The following is a 15059-nucleotide window of genomic DNA, read 5'->3' on the forward strand; positions in this document are numbered from 1 at the left end:
CTGCGATTTCTGAACTGCTAGGCTCTAGTGTAACGCATCACCGTCTCCTGACAGTTGCGGTTGGCCTGCGATTTCTGAACTGCTAGGCTGATCCACACAGCATTGTTCGCCTTCACCTGGTTGCGGTTGGCCTGCGATTTCTGAACTGCTAGGCTGGCCCGCCGCCTTGGTCGACGCGAGTGGTTGTTGCGGTTGGCCTGCGATTTCTGAACTGCTAGGCTCGATATTGTCCCAAACCCCTGTTTCGACAGTGGTTTTGGGGCTTTATCACGCCATGAAATGATCCGTGGACACTAGAAAAGTGCAATCTGTTCGGGATTTTTCTTTCGGGTGCGGCGGCTTTGATCGCTGAATCGGACGATATTTTCATATTGCCTATCCGTAAATTGAAAGATGAAAACATCGCCCCGCTCCGGGAGATGGGATCCGATGCGCCGCGTGTAGGTTTCAAACTGTTCCTGCCCGTTCACCAATCGAAGGTAATTCGAAAGCTGGCTCATCTCAAAGCCCTGATCAAGCAGGAACTGGCGAAATTTCGTCGCTTCGGCGCGATGCCTTTTGGTATCCACCGGCAGATCGAACGTAACGAGCATCCACATCATCCGATAAGCGGACATGTAGGACGGTTTCGTCCGCTCTCCCCGTTGTTCCGTATGGAGCGTTGTCATGGCGTCCCGCCCGGCCGGGCAAGGCCGGATAACGTCAGCGGGTCAAGTGGCGAAGGCAGCTCCAGGCCCTCGTCCTCCTTGTCGAAACGCGCCGCCAGTTGCTGTGCAAGCCGCGTGGCATGCACGTGCAGCGGGCTCATACCGTGCGGTGCCGGCAGATCCAGCGCCGTCAATGTCACCAGTGCGGTCTTTGCTTCGGGCGAAACCTCCCGCGACCCGTCCTGCACGAGATTGTAGACGGCCCTGTCGATGATCGGCCGATAGGGCTCCATCAGGTCGTCCGCCAGGGCAAAGGCATTGGCGCGGTTGCAGTGATGGAGCCCGATCGAGGGATGCAGGCCGGCGACACAGATGGCCCGGCTGACGGTCGCACGCAGCACCGTATAGCCGTAGTTCAAGAGCGCATTGGCGCCTTCGCCGTCCTGATCGCGCCGGAAATCCGGTCCCATGAACGCTTGCCAGTAACGCCGCGCGGCTTGCGCTTCCACATTGTCCGGATCGCCGGAGCGGACCTTGCGGGCGAGCCTGTCGAAAGCGCCGGCCTCCGCCCCGACCGATGCCAGCACCGCGCCCTGCATGCGGATCTTCGCGACCACGATATCCCGCCAGATGCGCTTGGCCAAAGGCCGCGACGCGTCCACCTGGGCGTTCAGCCGCCTGCCCTGCAGATGATTGCCCTGCAACGGCCAGACACAGGCCACCGGCGCATGGTTCGCCGCGCACAACACAACCGGCACTGCCCGCTCCGAGAGACGGACGAAGACCGTATTCGACCATGTCAGCCCATGCGCATGGGCGATAACGCCGCCGATATCATCAAGCGCTACGCGGCCCATCTCCTCCCGGTCCTTCGACACGGTAAGGAAGCCACGATGAACGGCCACATGCAGGCCGTCAGAGGAAAGATCAACCACACGCTGCATAATGAGAGACTAACTCAATCATGCCCTTTCGTCCGGCAAACCTTAATCCTTGGTTAACCGCCCTGCTTCTCCCACCAGGGGCCGGGATCGAACACCTGCCCGATCTCATCGATGCGGACCTGCCGCGGCCTGTATTCTTTCAGCGGGTTGGGTCTCGGGCGAAGCGGCTTGTAGGTTTTCTCCTTCTCCCGTTTGTCGAGATTGCCCGCCTCGTTGTGCGCATCGAGGTACAGTTGCTTGTTGCGCTGGTCGAACTTGCGGACGATGGCGATGATGCGCTTCCCGCTACCGGGGTCGTCATAGGCGACCATATCCCCCTTCTTGAGGCTCATGATCTTGCGGGCGTTGTGGTTTTCGAGCCGCATGCGGGGCACGAAACCGGGCCGGTGCGCATCGAAGGTCGTCACCACCTCGGCATCCCATTTGCCGTCCGCCAGTTCCCAGACATCGAAGCGATCGTTGCCGCCCGGCAGATAACCCTTCCTGTGCCGCCCGCCGCCATGGGTGATCCAGACGGGATTGGCCGCCTCGGCGATGCGGACGTGGCGGATGCCCTTGAATTTCGCGTCGCCCCTGACGAAATCCAGCACCGCCTGTTCGAACGCCTTGCCCTCCAGCCCGCGTGTCGCCTCGTAAAGCCGGTCCCTCAGCTCCGAATGGCCGTGCGCGTTGGTCCTGATCTTCATGATATCGGCGCGGCTGCGGATATCGGTGATGGCGATGCGGCGCACGACGATATCGTTGCCGACGGCGTCCTTTTCGCCGGTGTATCCGTAGGCGGTATCATTGTGCAACTTGCCCGCCGTCTGCCCGCGACCCTTTGCATCGCCTTCGCGGCTCACCGTGCCGTGATCCGGCTTGTGGCTGACGACGATGGCGCTGACCGCCGCACGGACATCCTCGCGGAAGCTCGCCCATGGCGGATCGATCCGCTCGACGACACGCTCGGCCCCGCGCTCCTCAGCCGCCGCGGACGCCGTCGCCAGACGCTGGATGAGCGCACGCGAGGTACAGGCGATGACGATGGCGTCGATGGCGTGGTGGCGATGGTCCAGCCGGTTCTTCGGCTTGGCCATGTCACCGCCGATGAGATTATGGCCATGCAGCAATTCGTTGAGGCTCCACTGGCGGCGCAGCATCTCGGTCATCCGCCCGGGCAAGGCGCGAATGCGTGCGTGCTTCCTATATTGTCCGTCGAGCCCGGCCTCAGTACGCCATCGGGTTTTGTCTTCGAGTTTTTCTTCACGAACCGGGTAAAGATGGGCGAGGTAGGTCAGCGCCAGTCGGGAAATATACTGCATGTCGGTCAATTGCCGGGCGAGAAAACCTTCCTCCTCGCCAAAGCGCGCCATGGCATCCTCGCCAAATCGCCATTGCTTGTTCTTCGGCAGCGTCGTGACGCGCGCCAGGATCGCGTCATAGCGGCTGCGCCATTGTGGCACGCTCGACGGAGGCCGGTTCTTCTTCTCGCGGTTGCAGGACGTGCAGCACAGGATCCGGTTCGCCTTGCTGTCGTCCAGCGTCTTCGAATAGGGCAGGATGTGATCGATATCCGTCTCGCCGTTGAAGAGCATGTGGCCGGCTATGGCCTTGCCGCAATAGATGCAGACACGGTTTTCCGGCTTCTGGTTCAGGTCTTCCCACAATTCCAGCCGGAGGCGGTTGTAACCGGTGTCCAACTGCCGGAAGGTCTCGGTCAGCTTTTTGCCCCGTTCGATCGCCGCTCTCGTATTCCGCCCGATCCGGCGATTGACCTCGTCGCGCTCCCGGTCGTTCATCTTCAGTTCGCGGCCAACCTCGATGGCGATCCGGTCCGGCTTGCCGTATGTCCGGATCAGCGCGTTGACCACACGGCGCAACTGGTTGAGCGCGATATGGACGGTCGGATTGGTGATGCGACCCATGGAATCGTCATAGGGATCGTCGGGCTCGCCCGTTCCCGGAGGAATATGGCGCGCCAGAACCTCCTGATATTTCGGCAGTTGATCCACACCCTTGCGGTTCGGATCGGCTTCGGAATTGGTGCGGCCGTAAACCCGCTTCGCCGCTTCCGCCTCGGTGATGACGAAACCGCCTTCACCCACGTCGTTTTCCAGCGCGTCGATGAGCGCGGTCAGCGCGGATCGGCCCAGCCTGCCGAAACCGTCCGGCACCGGTGTGTCGGCCACCGCCCGGGCATGGGCCTCATCCAGCCCCGCCTCCGTTTTCAGCCAGTTCATGAGGGTGTTGTAGTCAGGTTCGGTGCGCAGTTTTTCAGTGATGGACGCCTGCGCCTCCACCGGTAGTTCCGCCCAGCGGTTGCCGAAGCATTCCGGGCGCGACATGCGGAAATGGATCACATCGCCTTCGAGATCGCTGCGATTGTCGGCCTCCTTGTTGAAGCGCACCTCCCGCCCGAGCTTCAGCGTGCTCCGCAACTTCGAGAAGGGCACCTTGCCCTGCTTGTTGAGGCTCGTCCGCAGTTGCAGCGCCAGTGTATTGCGCTCTTCCGGCGTCAGCTTGATGTGCTTCTGGTCCTCCCCGACGATCTCCAGTTCGTTGAGCTCCTTGAGCAGCCGGAACTTCTGGAACAGCGGATGCGCCTTCGGCAATCGCTCCTCCAGCGGGTTGTAGGAGCATTTCCCCGGCTTCACCGGCCGCAGCGGGCGCTGGTGGAAGACCACCGCGCGCAATTCCCCGATTGCCGCGTCGGTGAGCAGCTCGGGATGAAAAAGCGTCTGGCGGGCCATGATCCGGTCGAATTCGCGCTCAAGCGCGCCACGCGAAGGATAGAAGGCATAGCCCTCCCCGTCAGGTGCGATACGGGCACGAACCGGCAGGCCTTGCAGCCGGCGCATGTGCAGCCATTCGCCGATGGTCCGCGCGCCCGCCTCCGCCATCTTTTCATCGAGCGCGCGCATCCCCTCGGAAATCACGCCCTGTTCGGGGTCGTTGCTGTCGGCCTTGCGATTGCTCTTGAATCCGCGGCGCTGATTGAGATGGAATATCGCGCGGCCGATCTCATGGGGCGACAGCGCCTCGTCCAGCGCGCGTGCGCGCAAGGCATAGACGGAGGACGAGAGGTCGCCCGCCTTGCCGTCCCCATGGTTCTTCACCAGTTCCGCGCGAGCCCCCTCAGCCGCGGGCATCAGCCCGAGATCGACCAGAAGGTCGACAAGACGCTGCCGCCGCTTCAGATAGCGATCCCGCCGGCGCCTTGACCCACGCGCCTGACGCCGTGCCACCGCCAGGGAAGCCTTCGACTGCGGATCACGCCCGGCCATTTCCGATTGCGAGAAGATGCGCACGCCGCTGGCAACGATACGGCCTTCATCGCTTTCACCCGGTTCACCGCGTGTTTCGATGATCGCCCAGCCGAGTGAGTTCGTGCCGAGATCGAGTCCAAGCGTCGTAATCCGTCCAGCCATAGCCACCTCCCCGTGAATACTTGCAGCATTGACAATCAAGGCGAGTTAGGCAACATACCTATCGTTCAGAAATCGCAGTCCAGCCGTTTAAACAAGCTGAGATATGCACCAGATAAGGCGTCCGCTTCGGCGGACGCTTTTTTTTGTAGCGACATACAAGCCCCATACTTCAGGATTGTCCGCAGAACGTCCGAAAGCTCATGAAGTCATATGATGACATGACATCTACGTCGCGAAGCCATACCCGCCACCCGCATCAGAACATACTCGACTGCATATCGGCTTGGCGTCGTCGCCTGAGGGTCACGCCCGGCAGCAACGGTCTACGCAGTCTGATCAAGTGCGGAGCAAGCCGATACGCTGCATGTCGTGAAAACAGTCCAAGTTTTTGTCTGCATCCCCACCGGCTCAGTTCTGAGCGGAAATCAACACGGCCGCGAAACAGGCGCTTGCCGCGCATCTGGAGGAAAGCCTCAGCCGCTACCGTGCTCTGCTGACCGAACCGCCAACCCTGAAATGAACGCCCGGCCTTGCCGACCGGACCGATATCGGCACAGCAGTCGACAATCGACGTCGTATTCCGGAATATCGCCATACTATAGAGACAGGTCAAAAGGCATCATCGATGCCGTGCCCGACAAGACGCTTTTGGCCATCACCGCATCACGCTCGATTTGCGCACGCAGTTCCGCCAGGCTGCCAAACTTCAATTCCGGGCGAATGAGATGGCAAAACGTGACTTCGCAGACCTGGCCGTAGAGATCGCCGCAGAAATCGAACAGATGCGTTTCCAGGAGCATCTTTCCGTCCGCCTCGACCGTTGGCCGTACGCCAAGCGAAGCGACACCCGCGAACCGCCGACCGGACGCATCCGTGAACCATACGGCATAGACGCCTGACGGCACAGGCGGATGCTCCGGAACCGCCATATTCGCGGTGGGATATCCAAGTTGCCGGCCGATCCGCGCGCCCTTCACGACCACGCCCCGGAAAACCGCATCCACGGACGATGGTTCGGGAAATGCGGGCGGCGCTGGCGAAATCCGGGCAGGCCGCTTCATCGAGACAGGTTCCATGGGCTTCATGCCGTGATGCGATCGACCAGATCGGCAATGTTGACGGAGCCTCCGTAGCGCTCGGCTTTCGCCTTGAAATAGGCGATGTTGGACGCATTGGACGCGATCATCGATCCCTGGCGGGAAACCACCTCGATACCGCATTGTTCCAGGGTCGCAACCTTTCCGGGGTTGTCGGTAATGAGGTCGATGCTGTCGAAGCCGAGGTCCTTCAATATATCCGCCGCGGCCGTGTAGCTTCTCGTATCGTCGGGGAGATCGAGCGCCCTGTTGGCGGCGAACGTATCGAAGCCCTTGCTCTGAAGGGCGTATGCACGGATCTTGTCGGCAAGCCCGATCCCGCGCCCCTCCTGGCCGCGCATGTAGATCAGGCAGCCGTGTCCGCGATCGGCGATGGCGTCGATCGCCTCCTGCAACTGTTCGCCGCAATCGCAACGCAACGAGCCGAAGGCTTCCCCCGTCAGGCATTCGGAATGCACGCGAACCAGCGGGCGGCAATCCCGGCTGGAACGCATGACAAGCGCGACATGATCCGCATCGTTTCTCCTGTCTCTGTATACGATGGCATCGAAGAGGCCCTGACGAAGCGGCATGCTACAGGCGGCCACCTTTTCAACGTCCTTTTCCAGACGCCGGCGATACGCGATCAGATCCTTTATCGTGACGATCAGCAGGTCATGGCACCGCGAGAACTCCAGCAGTTGCGGCAGGCGCGACATGGTGCCGTCATCATTGGCGATTTCACAGATGACGCCGCTGGCGTTCAATCCGGCCAGACGCGCCAGATCGGCGGAAGCCTCCGTATGCCCGGGACGGGCCAGGACGCCGCCCGGATTTGCAATCAACGGAAAGACGTGACCGGGCCGGGCGAAATCGTCCGGGCGCGAGGACGGGTCAAACAACGCCTTGACCGTCAAGGCGCGATCCTGCGCGGAAATCCCCGTGGTCGCACCCTGCTTGATATCGATGGAGACCGTGAAAGCGGTACGGAGCGACTCGGTATTTTCGGCGACCATGAGAGGTATTCGCAATTCGCGCGCCCGTTCGGCGTCGATCGAGACACAGACCAGCCCGCGGGCATTGCGCATCATGAACGCAATGGCTTCCGGGGTGACGAGATCGCTGGCGATGACGAGGTCACCCTCGTTCTCCCGATCCTCATCGTCCACGACCACGACCATCCGGCCGGCCCTGATTGCCTCGATCGCTGCCTCAATCGTTGCGAACGCCATGGATAACCTCCTTCAGAAACCCGACCGTCTCGTCCCGGTCCGCATCACCGCCGGACTGCCGGAACAACAGGAGTTTGTCGGGGGAGGCATTTAAAGTCCAATACAAGGTATCGAACGTTACAATCGCGGGCAAAGATGATGCCGCCTGCCGACCGCGCAGCGGCTTGCTCCCGTCACCCCTGCCGGCTGCACGTTCGAGAACAAGAACAGGCGCAGGTTCAGCGACCGCGAATGATCTTCAAGAGAGCGTCTTCGGCTCCGCTCTTGTAACGCTCGGCGTGACGAATATAGGTGAACGCCCGTTCCGGCAGCGACGAGGGCACGTGTACGAGCAGACCGGCCTCGATGGAGGGAGCCGCAACCGAAGCGGAAATCGCCGATGCCCCCATCCCCGCCTCCACCGCTCCCCGAACGCCTTCGTTCGTCGGAAGATCGAAGGAGATATGGAGTTTCTCGAAGACGCCCGCACTACGCGCGGCATTCTCGAAGATCGACCGGGTTCCGGATCCCACTTCACGCATGACCCAGGGACTTTCCGGCCATTGACTCGGCGATATGGATTTCGCCTCCGCCCATGGATGATCGAGACCCACCACGATCACCAGCTGGTCACGGGCGATCGCCTCGACGATCAGCGAGCTGTCGTCAACGTTTCCCTCCACGAACCCGAAGTCCACGGCGCCGTCATGGATCGCCCTGACAACTTCCGTCGTGTTGCCGACGGAGAGCCTGACATCGATCTCCGGAAAGGCATTGTGGAAATCAACCAGATATCGCGGCAGCCAGTAGCTGGCGATCGTCTGGCTGGCGAAAACGTTGAGGCTGCCCTTCTTGAGGCCGCTCAGTTCGGCCAATACAAGTTCGGCGGCTTCGGCGCGCGCCAGAACGGCCCTGGCTTCCTCAAGAAAGATCCGTCCCGCCTCGGTCAGCGTGATACCGCGGCCGACGCGATGGAAGAGCTTGGTATTGTGCCGCTCCTCAAGCGCGGCAATCGCCGTGCTCACGGCGGATTGCGCCATGTTCAGCGCTTCCGACGCCCTGGTTACATGACAGCGTTCCGCGACAGCGATGAAGATGCGTAGCTGTTCGAATGTCATGTGGTTGGCCATTCCCTTTTATAATCAGCGGGCAGAACGAGGTCGAGCCCTGCCCGCCAAACGTGGTCGTCGCCGTCGCTTACGACCACCTGGATGTCAGCACCTGACGACGCGTGTAGAAATTGACGCCGTCCGGCCCGTTCGCAGCCAGATCGCCGAAGATCGAGCCGCGGTTGCCTCCGAAAGAATAGTAGGCGACCGGCGACGGAACCGGCACGTTGACACCCGGCATGCCGCACAGGATCTCGCGTTCGAACAGCTGGGCCGACTTGCCGGACGAGGTGAACAGAACCGCGCCGTTGCCGAGATCGTGGGAATTGCTGAGGCGTATGGCATCCTCCAGCGTTTCGACCTGCATGACCGCCAGGACCGGGCCGAAGATTTCCTCGCGATAGATGCGCATCTCGGTGGTGACGCCCTCGAAGATGACCGGGCCGATGAAATAGCCTTTGCCATCCTTGCCGGCATCCGGATCGCGGCAGTCGAGAACCAGCTTTGCCCCCTCGCTTTCGCCGGAGGAGATCGCGGCAAGGATTTTCTCGAACTGCTCGCGCGTGGTGACCGGCGGGACTTCGCAACCCGCATCGGCGCCCGGCGCGACCTTCATCGCCGCGGCCCCTTCGCGAAGAGCCGGCATCAGCATGTCGTGCGCCTCACCCACCGTTATGACGACCGCGATCGCCATGCAGCGCTGGCCCGCGGAATTGAAGGCGCCGTTCAGGATCGCCGAAACAGTGCTCCGGATATCCGCGTCCGGCATGACGATTGCGTGATTCTTCGCGCCTCCAAGGGCCTGCACTCGCTTTCCGGCGGACGTCCCCGCTTCATAGACCGCCCTGGCGACAGCGCTCGACCCAACGAAGGAGACTGCCTTGACGTCCGGATGCGTGACCAGTGCGTGCGCCACTTCGCGACCGCCGTGCACGACGTTGAGCACACCGTCCGGCACACCGGCCTTGGTCAGCAGTTCGGCAAGGAAATTCGCCGCGCTCGGCGTCTTTTCGGACGGCTTCAATATGAAGGTGTTTCCGCAGGCGATCGCGACCGGGAACATCCACATCGGAATCATCGCCGGGTAGTTGAACGGCGTGATGCCGACGCAGACGCCGAGCGGACGCCGTGAGGACCGGGTGGAAACGCCCGTCGCGACGTGATCCGAATTTTCACCCTTGAGCAGTTGCGGCGCTCCCATGGCGAACTCGACGACTTCCAGACCGCGCTGGATCGAGCCGAGGGCGTCGACGACAGGCTTGCCGTGCTCGCGCGTGATGAGTTCGGCGAGTTCCTGCTTGTTGGCCTCGACCAACTCCCTGAACTTCATCAGATACCGCGCCCGCTGGGCCGGCGCGGTATCGCGCCAGCGCGGAAATGCGTCGCTGGCCGCCTGAACGGCGGCGTCCACCGTTGCAAGATCGGCATGGGAAAGCGAACCGACTTCAAGGCCGCTTGCGGGATCGATAATCGACGACGTCTGGCTGCTGGTGCCTTGCTTTCCGGCAACCAACGACGTGACCCCGGATGCTGGGAGGTGCTTGTTCATCCTAAAATGCTCCTTGGTGAAAAGCGTCGTTAACGCGCGCCGTAGCTCTTGTAGCGCTCGACGGCGGTCTGCATTTCCTCGGGGGTGAGGTATTGAATCTGCCCAGCCTGAAGAGCCGCGATGTACTGGCGGCAGAGAACTTCAAGGCGCAATGCCGTGGCCATGGCCTTGTCGATCGTCCGGCCGTGGCAGATCATTCCGTGATTGCCGAGCAGGCAGGCGGTACGATCGACAAGGGCATTTGCCGCAGCGATGCCGAGCGCGGGAGAACCGAACGTCACATACGGCGTGCATGGCACGTCATATCCACCGAACGATGCGACCATATAATGGAAGGACGGAAGCGGCCTGCGTGTCGCGGCAACGGCCACGCAGTGATCGGAATGGGTGTGGACAATGGCGTTCGCCTCGGGGCAGCGCTCGTAGATCGACGTATGCATCGACCATTCGCTCGACGGCTTTGCCTGCCCTTCGACAGGTTTTCCATCCTGAACCAGAACGAAAGAATCCGGGCGGATCGTCTCCGCGGAGCAGCCCGCGGGAGAAATGAGCATGCCGCCGTCGACACGCACGCTGATGTTGCCGGCAGCGAGAAAGATCAGGCCGAGCCGGTCCAGTTCGATGTAGACCCGGCAGAGATCGTCGCGCAATTGTTCGTGCTGATCGCCCATCAAAACGTTCCTGCTTCCATTGCTGCCAGACGCTCGTTGAAAACGTCCACGCCGCCGAGTTTCCCGGATTTCAGGCAAAGCCCGATCGGCTTGCCGATATCCCCGATCGCCAGAGGGATGTTGCCGTTGATCTGCGCTCCGGCCTGGAGTTTCCGGATACCGAGTGCGCCGATCACCGCACCCGATGTCTCGCCGCCGGCCACGACGAGCCGCGACACTCCACGCTGCGTCAGTCCCACGGCCACAGTTCCAAGGACATTCTCGACAATCGCTGCGGACTCCATACGGCCGAACCTGGCTTGCACCTTCGACACCTGATCGGGAGACGCGGACATCGCAATCGCCAGCGGGCGTGAGCCGATCCGGCCTTCCGCCCAGGCTAGACTTTGCTCGGCGATCTGCGACGCGCATTCCGGGCCGAGAAGATCGAGGAACAGCACCTCGCCGCCGCCGTCGCGAAACACCTCGAGCTGCCGGAGCGTCTGAGGCGAGCAACTGCCCGCAAGGATCGCCCCCGGTCCCGCGACCGGCGGAAGAGGCGCCGGCGAAAGATCGCCGGATATCAGCCCGCGCTCCCGCCAGAGCGCCGGGTAGTAGCCCGCGATGGTGTTGTTTCCGGTCATCACCCTGTCGTCGACCGTCAGATCGGCAAGGCTGGCCATGTCCTCTTCGCAGATGGCATCCGCGATGATGTATCTCTTCCCCGCGCGCAGCATCTCTTGCAGATGGGCGCGCATGGCGTCCTTCCCTTCGGCGACGACGTGTCTGGGCAAAAGTCCGACCCTCACGCCGGTTTGCGGCGTCAGGACCTTCACCAGGTCGGATTCCGTCATCGGCGTCAGCGGATCGAACCGCCTTGGCGATTCCGAGAGAAGCTGCCCTTCGAAGAAGAGGTGCCCATTATAGACGCTGCGGTGACGAGCCGGGTTCGCGGGGATGAAGAACACATGGTCCGCACCCGTAAAATCCGAAAGAACGTCCGTGCAGCAGCCGATATTGCCGGCCGGCGTTGAGTCGAACGTCCCGCAATACTTGAAGAAGAACTGCCGGGGCGATCTTTGCGCCAGCCATCTGGTCGTCTCCAACATCTGCGCCGTGGCTTCTTCCGGAGGCGCGACACGCGATTTGAGCGCCACGACGGCAACGGGCGCGTCCGGATCGGGCGCGCCATCCGGAACGCCGACCCGAACGTCCACCTTGATGCCCGATGCGACCATCAGGCTCGCAAGGTCCATCGCCCCCGTCAGGTCGTCGCCGATCGCGCCGAAAAGCAAGTTCTCTGTCATCACCCGCTCTCGTCTTACGCCTCTTGACCCCGAAAGGCCCCGCGGTAGCGGGCGGCCGGATGGCGATCGTTGAGGACCGGGCCGCGACCCGGAAACAGCTTTTCGCGAAGCGTGCCGGATGCGTATTCCGTCTGCACGAGGCCACGCTTCTGAAGGACCGGGGTGACATGCTCGACGAAATCCTGAAACGAATTCGGCATCAGCTGGTACATCACATTGATGCCGTCGACGCCGGCCTCCTGCCAGGCTGTCAGCTTGTCGGCGATCTGTTCCGGCGTTCCCACCACGCGCGTGCTATGGGCGTGAAGGCGGCCGATATCGCGGACGGTGCTGCGCTTGCCTCCGCTTCCCTGCTGCAGCGCCTTGAGATGACCCTGCACGCCTTCCGCCTTCATGTCGTCGATCGCCTGGTCCGGGTCGAGCATGCCGAGATCGATGCCCATGTCGCGACCGACATGCGCGAGGAGACCTTCCTCGCTCAGCCACTGGTCGAGTTCCTCCGACTTGCGGCTTGCCTCCGCCTCGGTGCTTCCGACCACGAACGAAAGGCCCTGGACGAACTGGATGTCGTCGGCCCGGCGGCCCGCCGCCTCGGCGGCGGCGCGCATTTCCGTGATCACCTTGCGCGCGCCTTCGGGATTGATGCTGAGAAGGAACGTGCCTTCCGCATTGCTGGCGGCGAATGCCCGCCCCGCACTCGAGGTTCCTGCCTGATAGAGGATGGGAATGCGCTGCGGCGACGGCGACGAAAGCTGCGGGCCGGCAACCTTGTAACGATTGCCGACGTGGTTGATACGGTGAACCTTGGAAGGATCGGCGTAAACGCCCGTCTCCTTGTCGTCCAGAATGGCCCCTTCGTCCCAGGAGCCTTCCCAGAGCTTGTAGAGGACATCGAGATATTCCTCGGCCCAGGCATAGCGCTCGTCATGCCGCACGATCTTGTCGAAGCCGAAATTCCGGGCGGCGTTGTTGCTGATGCCGGTAACGATGTTCCAGCCGATCCGGCCGCGGCTCAGATGATCGAGCGTCGCGACACGCTTGGCAAAATTGAACGGATGCTCCTGCATCATCGAACTCGTGAAGACGAGGCCGAGGTTTTCGGTCGCGCCCACGAGAGCCGAACACAAGGCACCCGAGTCGTTGATCGGAATCTGGATCGCCTCCTTGACGAACAGGTCGGGGCTTCCCTTGTAGATGCCGTCCATGCCGGTCACGTCAGCGACAAAGAGGCAGTCGAACTTTCCGCGCTCCAGAAGGCCGGCCAGGTTCTTCCACATATCGATATTGGTGAATTCGGACTGCCTGGCGTCCGGGTGACGCCACAAGCCGTGATAAATGTGCGAAACCGCGTTGTTTACAAATGCGTTGAAGACGAGGCGCTTCGCCATTTCCGGCATTCCTTCCATTAGATATAGCATCGTCATCAGGCGGCAATGGCTCGATCGCCACCTGTGATTTTCGGACAGGTTCTTCCCAGTTCGTGGATAATGTCAGACCGCGCCGACGACCCACTGGAATGGCGGAGCGGTGCCATTGACCGCGTAATCGCCGATGATGCGCTGCTTGTAGACCCGCGGGTTGTGGCACGCGATGGTGCGCACGTTGCGCCAGTGACGATCGAGACCGACATCCTTCTTGGTGCTGGACGCGCCGAGCGTGTCGAACGCCTTGGTGGCCGCATCGAGGACCAGATCGATGACCACCGTCTGGGCCTGAGCCGTCTCCAGTTCCACAATCGAGAAAGCGCGTTCAGCCGCTTCCTGATCGCCGGAGGCCGCCAGGTCGGCAGCGCGTTGCAGGCTTCTGGCCACCTGCATGACGGTCGCGCCGGCGGCATAGGCCGCACCGCGCATCTGGCCCACGAGCTGGAGGATTTGCGGATCGTTCGACGAGCGGCTGCCTGCGCCGTGGGAATAAACGCGGGTTCTGGCGGCGACCAGTCGCGCGGTGTCGCCGGTCACGGCGCGTCCCACGCCTGCGATCGTTGCAAGATGGTAGAGCTGGAAGAAGGCGGTCGCATAGCCAAACCGGCTGGACAAGGGACGAACCTCCATGGCGTCGACCCTGACGTTTGTGAAGTGGGCCGAACCGCTTGCGGTGAGCGTCTGACCGAAACCGTCCCAGTCGTCGATGATTTCGACGCCTTCCTCATGGCGGGCGACCATGGCGATCACCGGCTCGCCATCGTCGTTGTCGGCCGAAACCTCGACCCAATCAGCGTAGAGCGATCCGGTCGTGTAATATTTGGAGCCGTCCACGCGCAGGACGTCACCGGTGCCCGTGAGACGTGTCGCCAGCGACTGCTGCATGGCTTTCGGGCCGATCTCGGCCATGGCGTTGCCGACGGTCTGCTTGTTGCCGACCTTGGTCAGCCAGCGCTCCGCGAACGGGGTCGGGCCGAAGTTGAGAAGGTCTTCGACAAAAGCGAAATGGCCACGCAACGCCTGGGCGATATTGGAGTCGGCTTCGCCCAGCTCGATCAGAAGGGCGAAGAACTCGGGGAGCGACGCATTGAAGCCGAAATAGTCCGTCGGCACGCGCAATGCGCCAAAGCCGGTGGCCTTGAGTTCGGCAATGGCGTCTACGGGGAGGCCACGGTTCAGATCACGCTCGATCGCGCCTTCCCGGATTTTCGCAAGCACAGGCCGGAAGTTCTCGGCCAGGGCCTCGTAGCGGGCTGTCGGCTCCGTACCCCATGCAAGGTTCGCGGGAAGTGCCAGTGGTTCGTCTACTTTAGAATTGAGCATATCGGCTACCAGACCAGGTTAGTTGAAATTGCAGCAAGAGCGTTGTCGAAGCTCGGCTGAGCCACGGCATTTACGGGTGGAGGATGCTTGCCAACGGCATTTCATTTCTGACCCCCATTCGGCGTCGCATCGGGACAAGGGGTCCCGACCGCTCCTCCAAGCGACCGATGACGCCAAGATCGCTGAAGGGTGCCGGCTTGTCCAACAACGGGTGCAGAACGTATCAATCACTCAGGGAGATGAATGCGGCTGGAAGGGGCCGCATCGCCGCTCGCAACAGCCTGATACCACTCGATTTTCCCGATTCCACGCTTGGCGTCATATCTGGATCGCTGTGCTATCCGGAGCGGACCGACGGCAATAGGACAAGCGCGGAAACCTGCGTTCCCGCGCTTGCAAAATACATTCTTCC

General features: G+C 61.9%; 11 protein-coding genes and 1 CRISPR repeat array (1 of these 12 cut by a window edge). All 11 genes read right to left on the bottom strand.

Annotated features, from left to right (window positions below; genetic code table 11):
- A CRISPR array of direct repeats spans positions 1 to 221; the repeat unit is 36 nt; unit sequence GTTGCGGTTGGCCTGCGATTTCTGAACTGCTAGGCT; it begins 1332 nt to the left of the window's first position.
- 72 nt (positions 222 to 293) lie between these two features.
- Positions 294 to 668: a CRISPR-associated endonuclease Cas2 gene (gene cas2, locus KYK29_RS06400; RefSeq protein ID WP_254689994.1), complete on the bottom strand. Its 375-nt coding sequence runs from the start codon at positions 666 to 668 to the stop codon at positions 294 to 296.
- Positions 665 to 1591, bottom strand: a complete 927-nt coding sequence (cas1, locus tag KYK29_RS06405; RefSeq protein ID WP_254689995.1) for a type II CRISPR-associated endonuclease Cas1 — start codon at positions 1589 to 1591, stop codon at positions 665 to 667. Before cas1 ends, cas2 begins: the two co-directional genes overlap by 4 nt.
- Before the next feature lie 53 nt (positions 1592 to 1644).
- Positions 1645 to 4998, bottom strand: a complete 3354-nt coding sequence (gene cas9, locus KYK29_RS06410; protein ID WP_254689996.1) for a type II CRISPR RNA-guided endonuclease Cas9 — start codon at positions 4996 to 4998, stop codon at positions 1645 to 1647.
- A gap of 596 nt (positions 4999 to 5594) precedes the next feature.
- Entirely contained in the window at positions 5595 to 6059 is a 465-nt protein-coding gene (locus KYK29_RS06415; protein WP_254689997.1) for a riboflavin kinase, read from the bottom strand.
- Between the two features lie 20 nt (positions 6060 to 6079).
- Complete coding sequence (gene ribB / locus KYK29_RS06420; protein ID WP_254689998.1) at positions 6080 to 7306, bottom strand: 3,4-dihydroxy-2-butanone-4-phosphate synthase; 1227 nt, start codon at positions 7304 to 7306, stop codon at positions 6080 to 6082.
- A 218-nt stretch (positions 7307 to 7524) separates the two neighbouring features.
- On the bottom strand, positions 7525 to 8403 hold the full coding sequence (locus KYK29_RS06425; RefSeq protein WP_254689999.1) for a LysR family transcriptional regulator: 879 nt from the start codon (positions 8401 to 8403) through the stop codon (positions 7525 to 7527).
- A 79-nt stretch (positions 8404 to 8482) separates the two neighbouring features.
- Positions 8483 to 9943: a CoA-acylating methylmalonate-semialdehyde dehydrogenase gene (locus tag KYK29_RS06430; RefSeq protein ID WP_254690000.1), complete on the bottom strand. Its 1461-nt coding sequence runs from the start codon at positions 9941 to 9943 to the stop codon at positions 8483 to 8485.
- Positions 9944 to 9972: 29 nt separating this feature from the next.
- A complete protein-coding gene (locus KYK29_RS06435) occupies positions 9973 to 10614 on the bottom strand; it encodes a class II aldolase/adducin family protein (RefSeq protein ID WP_254690001.1) in 642 nt (213 codons plus the stop codon).
- Positions 10614 to 11900, bottom strand: a complete 1287-nt coding sequence (gene otnK / locus KYK29_RS06440; RefSeq protein ID WP_254690002.1) for a 3-oxo-tetronate kinase — start codon at positions 11898 to 11900, stop codon at positions 10614 to 10616. Before otnK ends, KYK29_RS06435 begins: the two co-directional genes overlap by 1 nt.
- A gap of 14 nt (positions 11901 to 11914) precedes the next feature.
- On the bottom strand, positions 11915 to 13288 hold the full coding sequence (locus KYK29_RS06445) for an LLM class flavin-dependent oxidoreductase (protein WP_254690003.1): 1374 nt from the start codon (positions 13286 to 13288) through the stop codon (positions 11915 to 11917).
- A gap of 102 nt (positions 13289 to 13390) precedes the next feature.
- On the bottom strand, positions 13391 to 14647 hold the full coding sequence (locus KYK29_RS06450; RefSeq protein ID WP_254690004.1) for an acyl-CoA dehydrogenase family protein: 1257 nt from the start codon (positions 14645 to 14647) through the stop codon (positions 13391 to 13393).
- Positions 14648 to 15059: the final 412 nt, after the last annotated feature.

Source organism: Shinella daejeonensis, from assembly GCF_024281235.1.
Taxonomy (GTDB): Bacteria; Pseudomonadota; Alphaproteobacteria; order Rhizobiales; family Rhizobiaceae; genus Shinella; species Shinella daejeonensis.

Excerpts from the sequence above, each read along its gene's own strand:
- cas2 (WP_254689994.1), bottom strand. The coding sequence starts at position 668 with ATGACAACGCTCCATACGGAACAACGGGGAGAGCGGACGAAACCGTCC.
- cas1 (WP_254689995.1), bottom strand. The coding sequence starts at position 1,591 with ATGCAGCGTGTGGTTGATCTTTCCTCTGACGGCCTGCATGTGGCCGTT.
- cas9 (WP_254689996.1), bottom strand. The coding sequence starts at position 4,998 with ATGGCTGGACGGATTACGACGCTTGGACTCGATCTCGGCACGAACTCA.
- KYK29_RS06415 (WP_254689997.1), bottom strand. The coding sequence starts at position 6,059 with ATGAAGCGGCCTGCCCGGATTTCGCCAGCGCCGCCCGCATTTCCCGAA.
- ribB (WP_254689998.1), bottom strand. The coding sequence starts at position 7,306 with ATGGCGTTCGCAACGATTGAGGCAGCGATCGAGGCAATCAGGGCCGGC.
- KYK29_RS06425 (WP_254689999.1), bottom strand. The coding sequence starts at position 8,403 with ATGACATTCGAACAGCTACGCATCTTCATCGCTGTCGCGGAACGCTGT.
- KYK29_RS06430 (WP_254690000.1), bottom strand. The coding sequence starts at position 9,943 with ATGAACAAGCACCTCCCAGCATCCGGGGTCACGTCGTTGGTTGCCGGA.
- KYK29_RS06435 (WP_254690001.1), bottom strand. The coding sequence starts at position 10,614 with ATGGGCGATCAGCACGAACAATTGCGCGACGATCTCTGCCGGGTCTAC.
- otnK (WP_254690002.1), bottom strand. The coding sequence starts at position 11,900 with ATGACAGAGAACTTGCTTTTCGGCGCGATCGGCGACGACCTGACGGGG.
- KYK29_RS06445 (WP_254690003.1), bottom strand. The coding sequence starts at position 13,288 with ATGGCGAAGCGCCTCGTCTTCAACGCATTTGTAAACAACGCGGTTTCG.
- KYK29_RS06450 (WP_254690004.1), bottom strand. The coding sequence starts at position 14,647 with ATGCTCAATTCTAAAGTAGACGAACCACTGGCACTTCCCGCGAACCTT.